Source organism: Daejeonella sp. (assembly GCF_030684675.1).
Classification (GTDB): Bacteria; Bacteroidota; Bacteroidia; order Sphingobacteriales; family Sphingobacteriaceae; genus Daejeonella.
Genome location: NZ_JAUXXZ010000043.1, coordinates 52,739 through 73,474 on the forward strand (window position 1 = coordinate 52,739; position 20,736 = coordinate 73,474).

Annotated in this window: 20 protein-coding genes; 4 read left to right on the forward strand and 16 right to left on the reverse strand. The window is 40.2% G+C overall.

Going from position 1 to position 20,736, the window contains the following annotated elements; translation table 11 throughout:
• Positions 1-299: 299 nt before the first annotated feature.
• From creD to Q8M41_RS09130, 5 genes are all read right to left on the reverse strand, one after another.
• Entirely contained in the window at positions 300-1,709 is a 1,410-nt protein-coding gene (creD, locus tag Q8M41_RS09110; protein WP_305364948.1) for a cell envelope integrity protein CreD, read from the reverse strand.
• 52 nt (positions 1,710-1,761) lie between these two features.
• On the reverse strand, positions 1,762-2,064 hold the full coding sequence (locus tag Q8M41_RS09115) for a transcriptional regulator (RefSeq protein ID WP_305364949.1): 303 nt from the start codon (positions 2,062-2,064) through the stop codon (positions 1,762-1,764).
• Complete coding sequence (locus Q8M41_RS09120; protein WP_305364950.1) at positions 2,061-2,681, reverse strand: hypothetical protein; 621 nt, start codon at positions 2,679-2,681, stop codon at positions 2,061-2,063. The genes Q8M41_RS09115 and Q8M41_RS09120 overlap by 4 nt, the downstream gene beginning before the upstream one ends.
• A gap of 99 nt (positions 2,682-2,780) precedes the next feature.
• Positions 2,781-3,311 carry an ORF6N domain-containing protein gene (locus Q8M41_RS09125; protein WP_305364951.1) on the reverse strand — a complete coding sequence of 177 codons (531 nt, stop codon included), beginning with the start codon at positions 3,309-3,311 and terminating at the stop codon, positions 2,781-2,783.
• Positions 3,312-3,419: 108 nt separating this feature from the next.
• Positions 3,420-4,958 carry a YifB family Mg chelatase-like AAA ATPase gene (locus Q8M41_RS09130; protein WP_305364952.1) on the reverse strand — a complete coding sequence of 513 codons (1,539 nt, stop codon included), beginning with the start codon at positions 4,956-4,958 and terminating at the stop codon, positions 3,420-3,422.
• Positions 4,959-5,152: 194 nt separating this feature from the next.
• Between Q8M41_RS09130 and Q8M41_RS09135 the strand changes: the two genes are divergently transcribed.
• Entirely contained in the window at positions 5,153-5,662 is a 510-nt protein-coding gene (locus Q8M41_RS09135) for a hypothetical protein (RefSeq protein ID WP_305364953.1), read from the forward strand.
• 10 nt (positions 5,663-5,672) lie between these two features.
• Complete coding sequence (locus Q8M41_RS09140; RefSeq protein ID WP_305364954.1) at positions 5,673-6,023, forward strand: hypothetical protein; 351 nt, start codon at positions 5,673-5,675, stop codon at positions 6,021-6,023.
• 21 nt (positions 6,024-6,044) lie between these two features.
• Here the strand turns inward: Q8M41_RS09140 and Q8M41_RS09145 are convergent, their stop codons facing one another.
• From Q8M41_RS09145 to ffh, 3 genes are all read right to left on the reverse strand, one after another.
• Positions 6,045-6,764, reverse strand: a complete 720-nt coding sequence (locus Q8M41_RS09145) for an AAA family ATPase (RefSeq protein ID WP_305364955.1) — start codon at positions 6,762-6,764, stop codon at positions 6,045-6,047.
• A 1,051-nt stretch (positions 6,765-7,815) separates the two neighbouring features.
• Positions 7,816-9,003 carry a hypothetical protein gene (locus Q8M41_RS09150; protein WP_305364956.1) on the reverse strand — a complete coding sequence of 396 codons (1,188 nt, stop codon included), beginning with the start codon at positions 9,001-9,003 and terminating at the stop codon, positions 7,816-7,818.
• A gap of 316 nt (positions 9,004-9,319) precedes the next feature.
• Positions 9,320-10,660, reverse strand: a complete 1,341-nt coding sequence (gene ffh, locus Q8M41_RS09155) for a signal recognition particle protein (RefSeq protein ID WP_305364957.1) — start codon at positions 10,658-10,660, stop codon at positions 9,320-9,322.
• A gap of 182 nt (positions 10,661-10,842) precedes the next feature.
• Between ffh and Q8M41_RS09160 the strand changes: the two genes are divergently transcribed.
• The gene (locus Q8M41_RS09160; RefSeq protein ID WP_305364958.1) at positions 10,843-13,275 is read left to right on the forward strand and encodes a DUF5916 domain-containing protein; all 2,433 of its coding nucleotides are present in this window, start codon (positions 10,843-10,845) and stop codon (positions 13,273-13,275) included.
• Positions 13,276-13,314: 39 nt separating this feature from the next.
• On the opposite strand, the gene Q8M41_RS09165 is transcribed toward Q8M41_RS09160, so the two are convergent.
• From Q8M41_RS09165 to Q8M41_RS09200, 8 genes are all read right to left on the reverse strand, one after another.
• Complete coding sequence (locus tag Q8M41_RS09165) at positions 13,315-13,695, reverse strand: hypothetical protein (protein ID WP_305364959.1); 381 nt, start codon at positions 13,693-13,695, stop codon at positions 13,315-13,317.
• 73 nt (positions 13,696-13,768) lie between these two features.
• Entirely contained in the window at positions 13,769-14,773 is a 1,005-nt protein-coding gene (locus tag Q8M41_RS09170; protein WP_305364960.1) for a DUF3078 domain-containing protein, read from the reverse strand.
• A 52-nt stretch (positions 14,774-14,825) separates the two neighbouring features.
• A complete protein-coding gene (locus tag Q8M41_RS09175) occupies positions 14,826-15,161 on the reverse strand; it encodes a hypothetical protein (RefSeq protein ID WP_305364961.1) in 336 nt (111 codons plus the stop codon).
• A gap of 1 nt (position 15,162) precedes the next feature.
• Positions 15,163-15,915 (reverse strand): hypothetical protein, encoded by a 753-nt coding sequence (locus Q8M41_RS09180; protein WP_305364962.1) that lies wholly within the window; start codon positions 15,913-15,915, stop codon positions 15,163-15,165.
• Positions 15,916-15,970: 55 nt separating this feature from the next.
• The gene (locus Q8M41_RS09185) at positions 15,971-16,840 is read right to left on the reverse strand and encodes a glucosaminidase domain-containing protein (protein WP_305364963.1); all 870 of its coding nucleotides are present in this window, start codon (positions 16,838-16,840) and stop codon (positions 15,971-15,973) included.
• A gap of 6 nt (positions 16,841-16,846) precedes the next feature.
• On the reverse strand, positions 16,847-17,485 hold the full coding sequence (locus tag Q8M41_RS09190) for an O-methyltransferase (protein ID WP_305364964.1): 639 nt from the start codon (positions 17,483-17,485) through the stop codon (positions 16,847-16,849).
• A gap of 44 nt (positions 17,486-17,529) precedes the next feature.
• A complete protein-coding gene (ruvX, locus tag Q8M41_RS09195) occupies positions 17,530-17,946 on the reverse strand; it encodes a Holliday junction resolvase RuvX (protein ID WP_305364965.1) in 417 nt (138 codons plus the stop codon).
• A gap of 64 nt (positions 17,947-18,010) precedes the next feature.
• Complete coding sequence (locus tag Q8M41_RS09200) at positions 18,011-19,438, reverse strand: aminotransferase class V-fold PLP-dependent enzyme (RefSeq protein ID WP_305364966.1); 1,428 nt, start codon at positions 19,436-19,438, stop codon at positions 18,011-18,013.
• Between the two features lie 151 nt (positions 19,439-19,589).
• On the opposite strand from Q8M41_RS09200, the gene Q8M41_RS09205 reads away from it, so the two are divergent.
• Positions 19,590-20,735 carry a hypothetical protein gene (locus Q8M41_RS09205; protein ID WP_305364967.1) on the forward strand — a complete coding sequence of 382 codons (1,146 nt, stop codon included), beginning with the start codon at positions 19,590-19,592 and terminating at the stop codon, positions 20,733-20,735.
• Position 20,736 lies beyond the last annotated feature (1 nt).

Here is a 20,736-nt window from a genome sequence, read left to right on the forward strand (position 1 = left end):
TGCAAAAAAGCTAGAGCTGCCACCCGGGTTTATTTCAAATGGCAAATGGTCCTTTTGCCGGGCTGCCCGTCCCGATGAAAAACAGCTCCGGGTAAAATAAACCTTGCCGGCGGAGGTATCTTCCGGCTATTCGTAATTTGAAATAGAACGCGATTTCTTGCCGGAAATACTCCGGAGGAAAGGGCTGAACTAACCTATAACACACAGGTATTGCTTTCCAAAATCAAATTATTTGGCTCCAAAGCCTTATCTGGATAATTATAACCCTATATTTTAACCTTCCTTATATCGAACTCAGGTTAAATTATGGTATTTAATTCTTCCTCTTTGTTACTCTCCCAGCTAATTTTTTGCGACAAATACATTAATGCGGCAATAATGACAAATAAAGCAACACTACCAACGAGTAAGGCCATATCCTGAAGCTGAAGAATTACAAAAATAAAACCATAGAACATACTCAATATGCCGGCAAAGAGAAGGGCTGCCTTACTATTTTTAAGCAATGACCAGATGAATGTTCCGATCAGGCCTATTGTGGCTACCGAGGCTAGGATATAAGCCATATTGAAACCCATCTGTTCGCTAAGGGCCAGCAATAAGGTATAATAAATGGTCATCGCGGCTCCGATCAGCACATATTGGAGGAAGTGAACATTTCTTTTGTTCAACAACTCTGTAAAGAACAGGGATAAAAAGGATAGTAAAATAACCAGTATGGCATATTTTGCGGCACGGGTGGTCTTTTGATACTGATCTACAGGTAAGAGGAAATCAACCCCAAAAGTGGCCCGGGTTTCAGGGTTATTCTTTCCTTTTACGAGCGTATCCGTCTTATTTAAAATAGTATTCTCTTCGATCCATTGCTGAGGATATGGCCTGTTATAATATGGCATCTTCCAGGTTGCCGAAAAGGCCTTGCCCGAAACCGAGCGTTCATCAGGCAGATACCTCCCGGTAAAACTTGGATTATTCCATTCTCCTTCAATTTTTACCGTGGTGTTCTTACCCAAGTGCAGAAAGCTGAGCTTCTCGCTTCCCCGCAGGTCGAGATCAAAACTAAAGTTAAGTGCAGTGTTCTTCCCTGTACTCAGGTTGGGAAGGATGACCAGGTTATTGCTGAATAATTTGAGCGAAGCAAGGTCGGGTTCAACTTCATAAGTCTCATTCCCAAGCCTGATGAGCGGATTGTTTTTAAGTCCCTTTAAATCACTCAGTCCGATAGCTACTTTTGCTTTATCCCATTGGATCATTGCAGGGTCAATGTTTGATTTTCTCAGTTCCAGGGCACTGAACTTTCCATTAACCTTAATCTTGCTGTTATAGACCACTGCATCAAAGATGCCCCTGTGAAGCATTTCAGGATTCGCTTTTGATGAGATATTCAGGGTTTCGGGAAGGATATAAATATTGGTCAGAATTTCCCGTGAACTGCTTTTGTTGGTATTGGGATCTTCTGCGATGACCGTAGTTTTATAGGGCAGCACCAAAACCGGTCCCTGTACAAGCTGGCTACCTGACCACTTGTCGGAAATTTCCCTGATGACTTCCTCCTGTCTGTTCTGTCGTTCAGCGATCAGATCCTGTATCAGTGATGAAGGGATCAATAGTAGAATAGTTAGAAAGCCGATCAGGCCTAATTTGATTAATACTGATCCCCCGAACCAGTTGTTAAATCCCTTGTTTTCTGTTGTTAGTTCTATCTTCATTTTTAATTATTTAAAAGTACTTTTAAATTCAAAGTAAGTGAATAAAAAAATATTACATTTTCTGTTGTTTGATTAAATTTTCAAGGGCTTCCAGATGTTTAGTAAAGGCTTTGCGGCCTTTTTCAGAAACTGAATATTGTGTATTTGGTTTCTTTCCGATAAAGGTTTTATTCACAATGATATATTCTTCTTTTTCAAGTGCCTTTATGTGTGATGCAAGATTCCCGTCAGTAACATCTAATAAGTCTTTGAGTGATTTGAAATCATAATGCTCATTGGCAAGCAATACGCTCATGATCTGCAGGCGTATCCGGTTTTCAAAAGCTTTATCAAATTGTTCCAGGGATGTTTTCACCGGTTATATTTAAAATGCATGACAGTACCATAAATAATGTGCAGCAGGCCAAATCCAATTACCCAGAACAAAAGTCCGGATGCGGGAATTAAAGCTGCCAGTAAACCAAGAATAATCTGACAAAAGCCCAGCCATTTCACATCCGAGAACGTGTACTGGCTTGCTGATATTAATGACAATCCATAAAATATCAGGCAGGCAGATGCAATCAGGTCATATTCCAGCCGTAAAAATAGAATAATTATAAAGAGTCCGCCGGTAAATAATGGAATGACCATGCTGCTGATCAAACGCCTGCTTACCGGATTCCAGTAGTTTTCACCTTTTTTCTTTGCCTGCCTGATAGAAAGCAAGAGACCACTTAATATTGAGAGCAATAATATTAATCCTGCAATCAAAATCAGCTGATGATACACCATTGAATCATCTGTATATGAGTCACTTATCACTAAACTGCCATACCTTTCATTTACGATTCGGTATCCGATAAATGCACCAATCAGGGCATATATACCTGCCATAACTCCCGATAATCCGCTGAGGGAAAGGAATTTGGATGAGCGCTCCATCAGGGACCTGATAGAAGTCAGCTCAGAATGAATATCTTTTTCTTCCATTTAAAAGTACTTTTATTTTCAAAGTAAATAATAATATTTGGTAAATGCAACAGCATAAATTATTTTTCTTTGGGCTAATGCTGAGCGCGAAACCGGGATTTATAATTTCTGCTTAAATCCAATTGGTATACGAGGACTCTCCTCTTTTTGAATAAATTGATTGAGGTAAGAAAACAGTAATTCAATTTTTTGATCTTGCTTGCCCAGTTTATTTTCAATTTGTTCGATAAGAATGACAACATCCTTATATATATTCAACATTTCCCTTAGACGGACAAAAATTTCTATTATGCGAATGCTCATTTGAATAGCTCTTTCATTTTTTAACACATTTGATAACATTAATATCCCATGTTCGGTAAATGCATAAGGTAAGGTTCCACCTAGTGCTTGCTTCGAAGGTATCGCATTTTGCGATACCATATTTTCAACCTCCTGCTCGGATAATTGAAACATGAAATTTGCTGGGAATCGTGTTTTATTGCGTTTTACTTGTTCTCTTAATCGGATTGCTTTAACGCCATAAAGTTCTGCCAGATCTTTGTCAATCATTACCTTTTGTTCACGAATCATATAGATTTTGCTGATCAATATTTCATCATGAATCGTTTGCGTGTTTGATGCGTTCATCTTTGGCTAAATTTGATTAAGCTATCAATTCAATGCTTCTAAAAATTAAATAAATATTGATTATTATAGTAAAAATTTGCTCAAAGTCTCACTGTGTGCAGTCCCCAATCACCCCGCCCATCCCTCCCGGTCCAAACTCCTGTAGTGTATCGCTTCAGCCAGATGCTCTAATTGGATCTCTTCAGTTCCAGCCAGATCAGCAATCGTTCTTGAAACTTTCAGTATGCGGTCGTAAGCTCTGGCAGACAGACCAAGTTTTTCCATTGCCTGTTTCAATAATACCTGTCCGCTTTCATTGATCCTGCAAATATTCCTGACCATATTCGGGCTCATTTGAGCATTACAGAACACATCTGCTTTTTCTTCAAACCGTTTGAGCTGAATATTTCTGGCCTCAGTAACTCGTTCGCGGATTGCTTCGCTTTTTTCACTAAGCCGCTCAGAGGAGAGCTCATTAAAATTTACCGGGGTAACCTCCACATGCAGGTCGATGCGGTCAAGCAGCGGACCAGAGATCTTGCTTAAATATTTCTGAACTACTCCCGGTGCACAAATGCAATCCTTTTCAGGATGATTGTAGAAACCACAGGGGCAGGGATTCATCGAAGCCACAAGCATAAAACTTGCCGGGTAATTAACGCTTAACTTAGCTCTTGAGATGGTTACCCTCCGTTCTTCCAGGGGTTGTCTCATTACTTCCAGTACAGTCCTTTTGAACTCGGGTAACTCATCCAGAAAAAGTACGCCGTTATGGGCGAGTGAAATTTCTCCGGGTTGTGGGTTGGTACCCCCTCCAACCAGGGCTACATCACTGATCGTATGATGGGGGGAACGAAAGGGCCTGACAGTCATCAGGGAATCAGATGCGGAGAGCTTTCCGGCAACCGAATGGATCTTGGTGGTATCAAGCGCCTCGTACAGATCAAGAGGAGGCAGGATGGTGGGCAGACGTTTGGCGAGCATGGTCTTGCCGGCTCCCGGCGGACCGATCAGAATCACATTATGTCCCCCTGATGCAGCAATTTCCAGTGCCCGTTTGATGTTTTCCTGTCCCCTGACATCCGAGAAATCGCTATCATAATTGTTGATATTATATTTAAACTCTTCCCGGGTATTAACTATGGTTCTTTTCAGCTCAAGGCTGTTATCAAAAAATCCGATCACTTCCGACAGCTGGCTCACTCCATAAACCTCAAAATCGTCTACAATGGCAGCTTCCCGGGCATTTTCTTTTGGCAATAGCAGGCCTTTAAATCCATCCCGTTTACCCTGAATAGCAATCGGAAGAGCTCCCTTAATTGCCTGGATGCCTCCATCAAGAGAAAGCTCACCAAGAATAAGGTATTTGTCAAGTTTTGTGCTAAAAATCTGTCCGGAGGCATCCAGAATACCAATGGCAATAGGCAGATCATAGGCAGAACCTTCTTTCCGGATATCAGCAGGTGCCAGATTGACGATGATTCGTTGCCTGGGCATGTGAAAGACCGAATTATTCAGTGCGCTTTCTATCCGCAGCATACTCTCTTTCACCGCATTATCGGGAAGACCGACAACGAAATAATTGAGTCCGCCGCTAATATTAACCTCAATAGTTATTGTGATCGCTTCAATTCCAAAAACGGCACTTCCAAAGGTTTTTGCTGGCATGGTTACCTAAGTTATGGAAGCATTTTATAGCCTGGACTTAAGTATTTAGTAAAAGGTGGGAAGGAATGAGGGAACGGTATTATATCTGGTATGGTGACAGCACCAACCAGAGGGAAAGGTTGTATGGTTAGGTATGAGAAAGCTAGGAAAAAGAATGTAATTCTCCCAATATTTATTGCCCTAATCAATTGTTATTGAGTATTTTATATTTAAGGCTGTTGTATTTCGGTGAGTTCCCTAGTTATCCATATGACGGACAGGTTCATGTTTACACCTATCCCAACGGTAATCAAGCAACCTTTACTTATAATTCAGAATTCAATGGCTGGATGTTGGATGGCGTACAAACACTCTTCGATAGAGGCATGACTATACAGGCTACGACTCCTCCAAACTTTGATGGCAGAGCAGTTTCAACAGTCTTACTTGCAGCTTTAGCTGAACCTACTCCATTTGGAGAGATGGTTTTTACAGGATACCTAACCATTCAATTAGCTATTTTTACGTACGAATATATCCAATATATTAATCATACATTGTTAAAAAATGTCCCGGAAATTGAGCTTTGTATTGATAAATGGATAAGATGTTTAAATGGTTCTGCTGGTTCTTCTAACTGCCGAGACTGTCTCAGCTACTGCACAAGTTCTATACAGCTTGGCGGCGGCGGTGTATGGCAAGACGATAAATGTCCGCTACCTTAATCTTTAAACTATGGAAATTATAGAAGTACTATTGAACGGTCAGAAAGTATGCAGAGCAGGGATTTCGTCAAAACAAAGCTCATATGGCGCTATTATTAATTTGGCTGCGAGCGAAGGAAGGCCAAGCCTTATTAATCTGGATGTTTCGGGACTGAATATCGAAAAGTCAGAACACTTACACTGGTTTAATTCCAATTTGGAGTTTAATGACGAGGTTACCATAAGAATAATTGACTCAACATTAGTCGACGAACCCACGAAGAGATATTCCGTAGATGAGGGAAAACAGCACGATTTGGAGAATAAATTACAAAGGTTTTATAAGCTTCGTGAAGAATTAAAAGACCACATTAAAGACTGATTAATTCAGATTGGTTCTCTTCTATTTCAATAAATTACCAAGGATATTTTTATAATTATTTAAAAATTCCTTGGTAATTAAATATTGTTCAGTTTCTTCATATTGCACTTGTGTAATCCCGTTTTCATCGAGCCTGAAAATTACAGCACTCGGATAAGAAAGAAGGATGGGAGAATGGGTAGCAATGATGAATTGCGAATGCTTATTTTGTGCAAGTTCATTGATCATTGCCAGCGCTGCAAGTTGTCGACTAGGCGATAGTGCAGCTTCTGGCTCATCGAATATATAAAGTCCCTTACTCCCAAGTTTGTCCAATGTTTTCATGAACGCCTCCCCATGAGAAAATTCATGAAGATAATCTCCATATTCTCTGTCGGGATCTATCTCTGCCAAATAGGAGGCGACTTTGTAGAATGTTTCAGCACGAAGAAAATAATAGTTATCTGGCTTGCTGAAGCTTTTTATAGATTTTAAGTGCAGATGTAAGTCTGTAATCGTTTCTCGCGGATCATATTGAACTCCTTTCGTACCTCCATCAAAGCCAAACCCTTGGCTAAGTGCTATGGCTTCAATCAATGTGGATTTGCCCGAACCATTCTCTCCGACAATAAAAGTTACATCTGGATGAAAGCGAAGCGACTTGAAATTCTTCAGGGTAGGGATGGAATATGGGTATACGTTTCTATTAGATATTTTTTCAGGGTTTAATAAGATTTCTTTTAAGTATGGCTTTGCTTTCATTTACCATACGAAGATACGCTCATTTTTGAATATCAGCATAGCAATAACTACTCCTTATGCTTGTCGATATAGGAAACCATATACCAGTTTGCTTTTCGTTGATGTTTTTACGAATTGGACAGCACGTATAATCTTATTTAAAAGTTGATTTAGGGGTCCAAATTACAATAACCCATCATTAAAGTATCCCTCACTGCTAAGAATAATAAGCTCTATGACCGCATGAAGGGTAACCGGTGTGGTGATAACACCAACCGGAGGGAAATACCTTGCTAACGGGTCATGAGCCCAAATTTCTATTTGAAGTTTGTTCAGAAAAAGGGCAAAGGATTAAATCACCGTTTGGGCTTTAATTCCCAGAAAACACCTAAATTTGCCTTTGCCCTTTTAACTACTTGTAAAACTTAAGTTCTGCACTCTGTTTTACTTTTACAAGTCTAAAGGATAACACCACCAGAGGGAATTGTGAACACCATTCGGAGGTAAATACTAACCTCATTTTATAATTCCTTTCAAAGTTCCGAGTAAAAGGATCGCATCAGCGAATCTAGTGATGAGCTTTTATAATACTTTAGACAATCAACTATGATTGGGCGCTTATTATTGTAATCAGCTACCTCTGACCCTTTTATATTGCCAGCATATGTCTTGGATTTCTATTTGATTAGATCTGTATCGAAACTCGAATATAACATCTGGTTTAAGAGGATTGGTGTGCTAATATCGTTGTATACCTCTGTATCCTTATATCCGAATCGTAAGCAGGCGCACAATGCATAATCCCTTAACAATTCACGTTGCAAACTAAGTTTCTTTCCTATTATTGATTCAGAATCATTCGATTTTATATTCACGCGCGGTGAACATGAACAAATAAACAAAGTTACTATGACGAATTGCCAATATCTCATTGTAGTATCCATAATTTGATTGCTTTAACCTATCCTATTCATTGAAGTACTCTGCTCTTTTACCATTTCCTGTGGTAGTTGTAATCACCAACCATTGTTAATATTTCCGGGCTTCCGGCTTTATAGGGTACTAACTGGTACTATTTCTTAAAACTATACCCAAAAGAAACACCAGCAAAGTATGGGTCAAGAGTGCCTCCTCCGCCGATTACTGGAGTCCAGCCTACACGCATGATAAAACCTTTTTTAACAGGTTGAAGGCGGTAAAGAACATTCAGGTTTCCCCAGGCGTTCATTCTCTGATCATCCTGGGGTTTATTGACAGCATATTCCGGAGTAATTCCAATGCCGGTTTCCAGCCCGCTACGCCCTCTGCCAAAGATGTAGTTGACCATTAAGGGTACTGAAACGCGGCTTTTAAATTCATCTTGATTGCTTTCATAAGCTGTGCCAATTCCGAGTCCTACCCGTACACCAAGTCCGTCATTCCCGGATTTTAATCTCCGATCATAATTAAGGGAAAACAGGCCACCGCTCCCAAGAGCTTCCAAAAAAATGGCATGACGAATCAGGCCGTCTGAAGATTCAATGGGTTTTTCATTCTTCCGGACATTGTAGCCATATTGAATACGGATGCCGGTAAAGTCCGTAACAGGCTTGAAATTGGTCTGGAATGTATTCCCATTATCTGCGGTAGCAGTAAACTGGCCACCCCCGGGTTTAGATAGACCGAAATTGGTAATCAGACTGATACCAATGCGACTTTTTGTGTTAATTGACTTTATGTAGCTTATTCCGCCGTAGAAATTTGACTGGTATTTAGTTTGGTAGGGTGCAACACTGATTTCAAAAGTTGAAAATTCCGATGGGATGGTCGATTGATAATGATAACCATAGCTGGAATATCCGTTGCTATGAAAATAACGCAGATCAGCACCTCCAAAGAACTCAAACTCTGATCTGAGCCACTTGAATCTGTAAACGGGTTCTATACTTAAACTGTTATACATCACAACAGAACCAAGTAATTGGTCACTTAAACCATTCCCCGGATTACGATTAACAATTAACTTTGGTCTGAAATAACCGAGGTTAAACCCTGCCCTTAAGCCAAGCCCTGAGCTTGTAAAGTGAGCGTAGCTTAACCCACCAAGACCGGCGAACTGATCTTTTCCCTGGGCTATTTGACTTGTTTCATCTAATTTAAGCGATGAAAGCCAATGAGGTGTGAGTTGAAAGCTTAATTCATTGTGCTGAGCTAGTACTGAGGAACCTGACAAAATCGCATAGTCGATTAAAGCCAGGAACATTAGCTTTTTCAAATTCATAAATTCATAGGTTAGGTTATCTAACTTACAAATAATAACAATCCAAAAATGTTAAGCTTTATTAAAATAGGTGATTGATCCTAAGCTTTGCTTTAAAAAACCCTTTTGCGCAGATCCTCTGTGGTTGGTATTATCAATACATGGGATATCGAAACCTGTCATCCTGAACGCAGTGAAGGAACTTAGCAGATTGAAGAAAAATTTGTCTAACTCAGCGATTTCCCTCCCGCGAAGGGCGGATCGGGATGACAGTACTTTAGGCGTCAGTAGCTTCCCTAAGGTTGGTGTTATCACCAACCTTTAATATCACCAAACTCTATTTCCCAAACGGCATTTTAGGCATGCCTTTCATCATCTTGGCCGCCGCTGCAGGGTTAGAGAATTGCTTCATAACCTTACGCATATCCTCAAACTGCTTGATCAGCTTGTTAACTTCTGTAATATTGGTACCCGAACCTTTGGCAATCCTGGTACGACGATTTTGATTGATTGAATCTGGATTTTCGCGCTCATAAGGAGTCATTGAGCGGATGATGGCTTCAATCGGTGTAAAGGCATTATCATCAATTTCCACATCCTTAATCGCTTTTCCAACACCCGGAATCATACCCATCAGATCCTTCATATTACCCATTTTCTTGATCTGCTGAATCTGGCTCAGGAAGTCATTGAAATCGAATTTATTCTTGCGGATCTTTTTCTGAAGTTCGGCAGCTTCTTTCTCATCAAACTGCATCTGGGCCCGTTCAACAAGGGAAACCACATCACCCATCCCGAGAATCCGGCTAGCCATCCTTTCGGGATAAAACACATCCAGAGCTTCCATCTTTTCACCCGTACCAATGAATTTGATGGGCTTGTTTACGACTGATTTGATCGAAAGCGCGGCACCACCACGGGTATCACCATCTAATTTGGTCAGCACTACCCCGGTAAAGTCAAGACGGTCGTTGAAAGCTTTCGCGGTGTTTACAGCATCCTGACCGGTCATGGAATCCACTACAAACAGGATTTCATGCGGATTGGTTTGTGCCTTTACTTCGGCAATCTCTTTCATCAAACCCTCATCAATTGCCAAACGACCGGCGGTATCGATGATCACCACATTTTGCCCGTTCTTTTTTGCTTCGGCAATTGCAGCTTTAGCTATGCCGACCGGATCTTTGGATTCACGATCTGTAAATACCGGAACCCCGATCTGCCCGCCAAGCACCTCCAGCTGATCGATCGCCGCCGGACGGTAAACGTCACCAGCTACCAATAGCGGTTTTTTATTCTTTTTTGTGACCAGATAATTAGCAAGCTTACCTGAGAAAGTGGTTTTTCCAGCACCATTCAATCCGGCGATGAGAATAATTGTAGGATTTGCAGAAATATTCAATTCCTCAGCCGTGCCACCCATCAGGGCAGCCAGCTCATCATTCATAAGTTTGGTTAAAAGCTGTCCCGGAGAAATTGAAGTAAGCACATTCAGTCCGAGTGCTTTTTCTTTTACATCATCAGTAAAAGCTTTTGCAGTTTTATAGTTAACATCGGCATCCAGAAGAGCTTTACGTATCTCTTTCATGGTTTCAGCCACGTTTATTTCTGTTATACTTCCCTGACCCTTAAGAACCTTAAATGCTCTGTCGAGTTTATCCTGTAAATTTTCAAACATCTTATTTATCAGCTTTTAGCAGGTGCAAAGGTATGATTTCTAGCTTACAGGACTAAAATAATTGTTTATTCCGATGAGAAAGAGATCAAAATCAAAAAATTCTCATAATAAGAGTAACATTCCCATTGCTTAGTCTTAAAGTATCTAACATTTTAATTTCTTTGCAGCGTTGAAATTTACGAATGAAGTTTAGAATTATAATTGTTGGCTTTTTCTGGGTGTTTGGAAGTATTTGTGAGGCTCAGGAGCTCAGAAAATTCAATGCGGTACGGACGGATCATTCCCCCAAAATAGATGGCGAATTAGATGACAGGGTTTGGAAGGAGACTAAGCCCGCCAGTGATTTCATTGAGTTTAAGCCTCTTCCCGGACGTCTTGAGCCCGAAGAAAGAAGAACCGAAGTAAAAATTGTTTATGATAATACAGCAATTTACATTGGAGCCAGAATGTATGATGTTCCCGATAGTATTTTCCGCGAGCTTACGTCCCGGGATAATCTGGCCAATTCTGATTTTTTAGGAATTGTTTTTGATACCTATCTCGACAGAATTAATGCTTTTGGCTTTTATGTAAGTTCAACAGGTACTCAGTTTGATGCTAAATACTCGAATTCTGGAAATGAGGATAAGAATTGGAACGCAGTATGGGATAGTCAGGTAAAAACTGACAGTCTGGGCTGGACAGCCGAATTGAAGATTCCTTATTCTGCACTCCGCTTTGGTTCCAATGAAATTCAGGAATGGGGTTTAAATATGACGCGCCGGCGCCATATGAGTAATCAGCAAACCAGCTGGAGTTATATTGATCCAAAGATCAGCGGATTTATTAATCAGGAAGGTGAACTAAGCGGAATAAAGGGGATTAAATCACCCATAAGATTGTCATTCTCACCCTACATCTCATCTACGCTTAACAACTATCCTTATAATCTGGCCGGACAGAATAATACGACTGGTAGTTTTAATGGCGGAATGGATATTAAATATGGCATAAGTCAGAGTTTTACTCTGGATATGACCCTTGTTCCTGACTTTGGCCAGATTCGTTCAGATAATCAGGTTCTTAATTTGAGTCCCTTTGAAGTAAGGTTTAATGAAAACAGGCAGTTTTTTACCGAAGGAACCGAATTGTTCAATAAGGGAAATCTTTTTTATTCGAGAAGAATCGGTTCTAATCCAGCTTTTATAGCGAATATAAATTCAAAACTCCTGCCTGGTGAAACAATCAGAGAGAATCCCCCGGAAAGTAAATTACTCAATGCCACAAAAATTTCAGGCCGTTCAGAAAATGGTTTAGGTCTTGGTTTCTTTAACGCAGTTACTAAACGAGGATATGCAAGGGTTGAGAACAGTTTGGGAGATGAACGCCTTATTGAAACTCATCCATTAAGCAATTATAATATTCTGGTACTTGATCAGTCCTTAAAAAACAACAGTTCTGTCACTTTCCTGAATACCAATGTTATTCGTCAGGGTTCTGCATATGATGCGAACGTGAGTTCATTTTTAGCAAATCTGAATGATCGTAATAATAAGTATTATGTTGCCGGGGCTGGAAAATTTAGTTATGTAGGTGCAGAAGTCCCTGGAGGTTCAAACAATTCAGGCTTTAATTATGAACTTGGGGCAGGAAAGAAAAGTGGAAATTTTACCTGGGGATATGGTTTTGATCTGTCTGACAATAAATTTGATCCTACCGATCTTGGCTATTTTAATAATAATAACTTCATTAGCAACTCCTTTGATATAGGCTATAACATTTATACTCCCGGGAGCTTATTTAATCGTTTCAATACTTACCTTGGGATTTTTCGAACCCATCGATTTCTACCTCGTGCTTTTCAGTCGTCCAGAGCATCCGGAGGCGGATATTTCGAGTTAAAAAACTTCTGGACCATCAATTTGGACTTTTACAGGCAGTTTATGGGAAAGGATTTTTATGAACCAAGAGTGGCTGGAAAAGAATTCAACACTCCTGCCAGTACCTATGCTAATTTCAGATTGAGGACAAACCCGGTCAGGAAATATAATGCCGGCGTATTTTTCTCTGCCCGACTCAGGGAACAGTTCCATGGTGTAGGATATGTGACAGGTTTTTACCAGAATTTCAGGGTTAAGAACAGGCTTTCACTGGGGGTTGATTTCAGTACACAACCTCAGTACGATTATTCTGCATGGTTAGGCCTCAGTAAAGCAAAGGAGATCATTTTTTCCAGATTTGACAGGAATACGATAGAGAGTAAGTTTGATGCGACCTACACCTTTAACAGCAATATGGGGATAATGGTCAGGGGAAGGCATTACTGGTCGAACCGTAACAATAAAGCTTTTTATTTTCTGAGGGACGACGGGGAATTGCAAAGTCATGATGGTGCCGAGTTCAAGGGCACCCATACGAATTATAATGTGTTCAATATTGATCTGGTTTATTCGTGGCGCTTTGCCCCGGGAAGTGAATTGAGTGTAGCTTACAAAAATCTATCGCAAGATATGGAAAGCGAAAACAGACCGGGTTATTTCCGGAACTTTGACAGGGTTACTGCTATACCGCAGAATAACAATATTTCATTGAAAATTCTTTATTATATTGATTATCTGCAGCTTATAAAGAAATAACGTATTCCCTGATTTTCAGATTTATTCTGGAATGCCCTGCTATTTAGTATCTTTTGATTGAGCCCCACTGATGTTGGATATTCGAATTCCGGTAAAACAATCATCCTGGCAACCGTTTGGTACATATCCGGAAGTAGAGATCATTCCCTGATTTTTAGCCTCAAAATAAATAATGTTCTGTTTTTTGTCTGCCTTGAGCCACTCATTTGCAGCCTTATCATAAACAGCATCAAGATTAATCGTACTATCACCAAAGCCTGCCCAGGATGCGGTTTTGACCGTATATGAATAGTTATTATTCGTAGATTTTTTAAAAGCCAGCCATACTTTTTTGCTTTGTTCAAAATCGGAATTTAGAGCATCTTTTTTGCAGGATGAGAAAATGGTTAAAAAAATGATAATGGGAATTAAAAATTTCATAGGGTATAATTAATTATGTGTGAGGGTAAAAGAATGGTAGAAGTTGACAGGAATAAATTACGTGCCTTAGGCCTTAATTCGCAAATTTATAAACGAGTCCGAAGGCCATAGCCTGGCTCGCCTGAATTTTGTTTGCCGTATCATCGTCATAAAGAATGATCCCTGCCAAAGATACATTTATCAGACGGTTTACACTCGCTGTTAATGTCAGGTCAAGTCTGTTATCAATACTTGAAAGTTTTTCGTAATTGGCAAACATACTGTAACGACCCTTAAGATTGAGGTTTTTGGCAACATCCTTATCATAGGAGCCAACTAATTGAAACGCCAGCTCATTTCTGAAAGTCTTACCGGGAACAACCCCGAAATTCTTTGGATTAGTCAGATGAAGATCCCTATCAAGTACAAAAGTCTGGCGGGCTGTTCCGGTACCAATACGAAGATAAAAGTGCTTGACCGGTTTATACTCAAATCCAAAAGATTCTGTCAGGTATCCAGGAGCCATGAATTTGGATAAGAGGGTTCGCTTTTCATTACCAAGCGCATCCCTCGAAAAGGAATAGCCCATATCAAATTGCGATTCAAAGTTAATGGATCCGAAAAAATACCAACTCTTAGACAATTTTAAGGCAACTTTATTATCCCAGAAAATCCTGTCAACGGTTTTCCTTGCCAGCTGGCCTTTATTATTTAATTTGCCGTATTGCAGGATAAGCTCTGAAGCAAAGTTTTTATCTTCTTTGGTATAATCGGTTTTATAGGAAAACTGTCCACCCAATGCCAGTGAGTTCACTCCCCCTGCACCCCAATTCTCACTGAAAGCTGCCTGATTGATATTTAATCCAAAAGAGGTAAGGTTACGCCAGTAATTTACTTTTAAATCCAAATCAGCTGCAGCGCTTAAAACCACAGTTTCGGGAAAGAGTACAGGCCTGCGAACCGGAAGTGTATTTCTTCGGGGATATTGCTTTAAACCCTTTAAAATAAGAGTATCAGTCTCATTATTAGTATTCTGTGAATAAGCTAATGAGGCAGATCCAAATATTAAAAAGGCAATTGTTAAAAATCTGAAAAGCATTCAGCAAATAAAAACAAAAATGCCCTCTTTTTGATATGTTTTTTGATTTTCGCTACATTCTCCTTAGATAGGTAGTCCAGGCGGCAAACCTACGTTCTGATAAATAGGATAGGTTGGAATCATTTTCATAAGCTTCCCTTTCAAACAGAATATTTCTGTAGGCCTTCGTATGATTATGGTAGCGGATGAGATTTATCAGATAGTTCAGTAGGTAGAGAATGTAGAAAGGGATGATCAGTAATTCAATTTGTTGTCTGAAATGAATGAGTTCATGATTCATGAGCTGTCTGTTCAGGCTGGAATTTTTATCTTTTAAAAGCAAAAATGGAAACAATGCCATACCCCCGACCGGAAGATTGGGGAGTTGTATGATTTTAAAATACTTCAATCTAATTTCCTTTTAAAGGCTCAAGTCTGTATGCAGCCGGATTTTCAAGATAACTTTGATAGGATTTTCGGATATATTCAATCAAATCATAATCGTTGGCTTCCAGAATAAAATAATATCCGGGTTTATATTGTTGCTTAAAATCTCTGAGCTTGTCAGCGTTTAGTCCGGTTACCCGGTTAATCAGAGTATTGTTAAAACGATAGTCGATCATCGCATCCCGATAATCTCTTTCTATAATTTTTTGAAGCAGTCGGGCATTTCTTCCCTCCCTGCTCAAAAGAGTATATAATGCATTGATACTCAATCCGGCTCCACCACCTCCATTGCTTCCGCCGGTAGTTAGAACGTCCTTCACAGTACCCTTACTATACGCGGTATTAAATTCTTCCTGCCTTGCCTTGAGCTGGTCGGCCGGTGTTTGTACAGAATCCCTTACCACAACTTCCTGTAATTGTATGCTGTTTCTTTTGAGATAAAAAAGTACGGTACTTTCTGAACGAATACTTATAGTGTCCACACCATAACCTTGCAGGGCAGCAACGAGCACATCTCCTTCCCGGGCATTGGTTTTAAATTCTCCTTTGGTTGTATTGTAGAATCCATCTCCGGTCCGGGTGTTGTAAATATATACCCGGGTCAGACGCTGTTTGCTGTTCATATCAAAAACGATTCCCTGCACAGTTTTATCCTGTGCCTGAAGGCCACTTATCACAATGAAGAGTAATAGAAAGATATAGCTGATTTTTTTCAAGTTGATAAAACTAAGTGTTTCAACGAAAAGAATAATGCATTTTAACAATTTTAACTTATTTAGACACAACCAGAAGTTGTCCGGGTTTCAAATTGATATCTTCCAGGCCATTGAGCAGTTTGATATCATCCACGCTTAGCCCGAATAATTTTGAAACAGAAGCAAGTGTATCTCCCGATTTTACTTCATGAATTTTCATTGTTACCCGTGGACGGGAAACTTCTTCCTTTTTTTCCAGGGGAATATTTTTGGCAATTTCTGTAAGTACTTTATCCTCCCTAATGATCTTCTCTGTCTCGGTTTCTATGCGGTCAAAACGATTGAGATTATAACGCTCAATCAGACTGACCAGTAGCTCGGCGTAGCGTGGATTTGTTGCATAACCTGCAGCTTTCAAACCTGCAGCCCATCCGCGATAATCATTTTTATCCAGTTCAAACAGAGAGGCATACCGCTTTCTTTTCAGAAACTCAGTATGATCTTTAAAAGATTCTTCAGGTGAAGTATATACCCTGAAGCAATCATCTTTTTGATCATCATCTTTTAGCATTGTTTTGCCCCTCCATTCCGGGGTACATTTAATTCCGAAATGATTATTTCCATCAAGCGCAAGTTCACTGTTTCCATTGCCCGATTCCAAAATTCCCTGAGCAAGGGTAATACTGGCAGGAATTCCTGAATTATTCATTTCGCGAATCGCGATTTGTTTAAATTGCTCGATATAGGATATTGCAGTATAGTTTTTAATTTCAGGTATTTGGCTTTCTCTGGATTTAGTTGATTCTGCCTGCCTGGTTTTGGGAGCTGGTACCGGGGTCTGAACCTGGGGACCTGAACGATGCTTTTTTAAAATTCCGCATGAACCCATTAGTAAGATTATGCAGGGGAAGAGGACCAGAAAAGACTTAATATTAAGGTTTCGCATCTGAAATTATTTTTTTCTGATAATGTAAATACCGTCGCGTACCGGAAGGATCAGCTTCTCAACTCGCTGATCTGAGCTCACCATCTCGTTAAAATTACTGATTAATGTGGTGGCTGAATCTGTTTTCTTCTCCCCAATTACCTTACCACTCCAAAGCACATTATCCACAATGATCAGTCCGCCGCTTCTCAGTTTATCGATTGTTAAATTATAATAGCTTTCATTATTTTTTTTGTCGGCATCAATGAATATAAGATCAAAAATCTCATTCAGATTCGGGATGATTTCAAGGGCATTACCAATATGGTACTTAATCTTAGGTCCCAGATCTGATTTATCGAAGCTGGTCCGCACCATGTCCTCCAGCTCGGCATTGATGTCTATAGTATGCAGAATACCGTCCTCATTCAAGCCCTCCGCAAGGCATAAGGTTGCATATCCGGTAAAGGTTCCGACCTCCAGAATTCTTCGCGGGCAAATCAATTTACTGAGCATACTGAGTATCCGGCCCTGGTAATGTCCTGACAGCATCCGCGGTAAGGAAACTTTGAGATGGGTCTCCCGGTCTATCTGTTTGAGCAGATCACTTTCAGGGTCGCAGGAGCTTTTCAGGTAGCTTTTAAGTTCATCGCTGAGTAAATCCATGCTGTAAAGATAAGAAATTGGTTTTAGCCTTAGGGGCAGGCAGCTTAGCTCAAGCTTTTCTTTTCGAGATAAGTCTGCAAGATAATTGTTGCTGAAATCGTGTCGAGACGTTCCTTATTCTGGCGGTCTGTTTTTTTAAACCCACTTTGAGCCACCACGGCTGAGGCCATTTTGGATGTAAAGCGTTCATCGATCCGCTCGACTGGAATTTCCGGAAAATGTTTTTTAAGTGTAGTAATAAAGCCTTTAATATGAGGTGTTGATTGCGAAGGGCTCCCATCCATTTGCCTTGGTTCGCCCACCACAAAAAGCTCTACCTGCTCTGTTGAGAGGTATTTTTTCAAATAATCAATGATGTCTTTGGGGTGTATCGTATCCAGCCCGGTAGCTATGATCTGAAGCGGATCGGTTACAGCGATTCCAATGCGTTTAGTACCGTAATCAAAAGCAAGTATGCGCATAGGTCGTTTAAATTGTATCAAATAAATATAGGAGATTTAAAATGTCTAAGGAGCAGATTGCTGTTTATTCCAAAGCAAATTTCTCACAAAGTGCTATCGTACTTTTCACATCTTCGAGTGTGGTTCTGGGGTTGATCAAACACATTCTCAAAACAACCTGCCCAAGCAAGATGGTGGTAACCAAAAGCGCTTCTCCCGATGCCATCATTTTTGCGGCTATTTTCTGATTGATCAGATCTATTTTCTTTTCAGACAGATTCTCCTTTACCGGATTGTATCTGAAATTGATGATGGCCAGCGTTGCCGGAGAAACAACCTCCCATTTATCACTCTTTCTGAGTTCAGCCTCTACCTGTTCTGCTAGATTGATATTATAGTCAATAGCTTCCCTGAAAGCTTTGAGTCCGAAGGTTTTGATCGACATATAAAACTTCAATGCCCTGAAGTGCCGGGTTAGTTCAATGCCATGATCATAAAAGTTGATCTCCGATTCATTCCCTTCAATATCCCTCAGATATACCGGTTTTTCGGTAAAAGTGCCACTTAAGCATTTATGATCGCGAACCAGGAGACAACCGATTTCATAAGGCTGGAAAAGCCATTTGTGAGGATCTATGGTCAATGAATCGGCTTTATCAATGCCCTTAAGAAGTTTTTTGCCATTTTTTGATAAAATAACCGCTGCACCAAAGGCACCATCCACATGGAGCCAGATATTTTCCTTTTTGCAGATAGCTGCGAGTTCTTCCAGCGGATCTACCGTTCCGGTATTGGTTGTGCCTGAAGAGGCGATCAGGCAGAATGGTTTTAATCCTTCTATCTTATCCCGGGCTATCGCATTTTTCAATTTATTAATTGAAAACTTAAATTCCATATCGGTTGGAATTACCCGGATCTGTTCCTTTTTAAAGCCCAGAATATTGATCGCTTTAATATTTGAGGAATGTGCCTGATCTGATAAATAGATAATAGCTTTCGAAAAATCCTCACCGCATTTCACTTTTCTTGCAGTTGCCAGGGCAGTTAAATTTGCCAATGAACCTCCGCTCGTAAAGATACCCCCTCCCTTTTTTACCGGGAAATTAAAGAGTTTCAGCATCCAGTTCAGAGTGCTGATCTCAAGTCCGGCAGCTCCTGCTGAACCTACCCATCCCCCCGCGAAAATGTTAAAGCCTGTTGCCAGGGTATCAGACATCACACTGATGTAATTACTCGGACCGGGAACAAAAGCATAGGTTTTGGGATGGGTCATTACATTACTTTGTGTCAAAACATTTTCAAGAACAAAGTTCAAAACCTCTGTTGCCGGCATCGGATTTTCAGGAGCATCTTCAGAGAAAAGTTTGTCCATCTCTAGCCGGCTGGCATTTGACACAGGCAATTTTTTATCCTGTGTTTCAAAATGTTCGATAACGGCATCAACAACCTTGTAGCCAAAGTCCTGCATGGCTTCTTTTGAAAGCCTTAATCCCTGATTTTTATTAGATTTCAACGAGACATTATAATTAGTTGGAGGCAAAATTATATATTTTGAACCATGTTAAGGACATATAATTTACAGACTCCTCAGTATTCTAATCATTTTACAATCATCCTTCCCGAATTACCTGTGTTCTAAAACGTAATTTTTCTTATTTTGCACCATGCTGTTTCAGGAAGTTATTGGTCAGAATGCGATAAAGGAACAACTTATTCAATCAGTTTTTGAGAACAGGGTAAGTCATGCGCAATTGTTTCTTGGACCGGAAGGCTCCGGCAGTTTCGTCCTTGCCCTTGCTTATGCACAATTCATTTCATGTACTGAAAGAACTGAAAGAGACAGTTGCGGCACCTGTGCTTCCTGCAGAAAATATAACAAGCTGATACATCCTGATCTGCATTTTTCCTATCCATTTTTTAGAGGTGGGGAGAAGGAGGATTCAATGGCCGACCTTGGCGAGTGGCGTGATCTGGTCTTGAGTAATCCGTATTTTAATCTTGATGAATGGCGTCTTCGACTGGATGCGCAGAACAAGCAGCCTAATATCAACAAAGCCGAATGTTTGAATATCCTGCACCGGCTTTCATTAAAAGCGTTTGAATCGGAGTATAAGACGATGATCATCTGGCTTCCTGAATATCTCAAAAATGAAGGGAACCGGCTTTTAAAAACATTGGAGGAACCGGCTAGTAAAACCCTGATCATTTTGGTGGCACAAAATCAGGATCAGATATTAAATACAATCCTATCAAGAACGCAGTTGGTTAAGATCCCTGCCCTAAAGAATGAAGATATTATTCGTTATCTTGCTGATAATAAGGATATTTCGGAAACTCAGGCTTCCCGGATTGCCTATTTGAGTGATGGAAATATGCAGGCTGCCCTGAATCTTTTGAAGGAAGATGATCATGATGATTTCAGAAATTTTACAGGTTGGATGCGGATGACATTCGCCGATAAAGGAGCTCAGATCATAGATTTTGTTGATGAGATTTCTAAACTGGGTCGGGAGAATCAGAAAAACATGCTGCGTTATGGGGTTCAGTTGATCCGTGAATGCATTATGTTGATGTCAGGTGCAGAATCATTAGTACATTTACCATCAGCAGAGCTTGATTTTGTAAAAAATTTCAGCAAGCACCTGGATCTTGCTAAATGCGAGGCCCTGGTAAATGAACTGGAAAAGGCTCATTATCATATTGAACGTAATGCAAATCCGAAAATTTTATTTTTAGATGTATCTTTACAGTTCGTTAAAATTTTAAAGTTTAATACGCTCCCTGCGGGGACTCAATATATATTGAATTAGA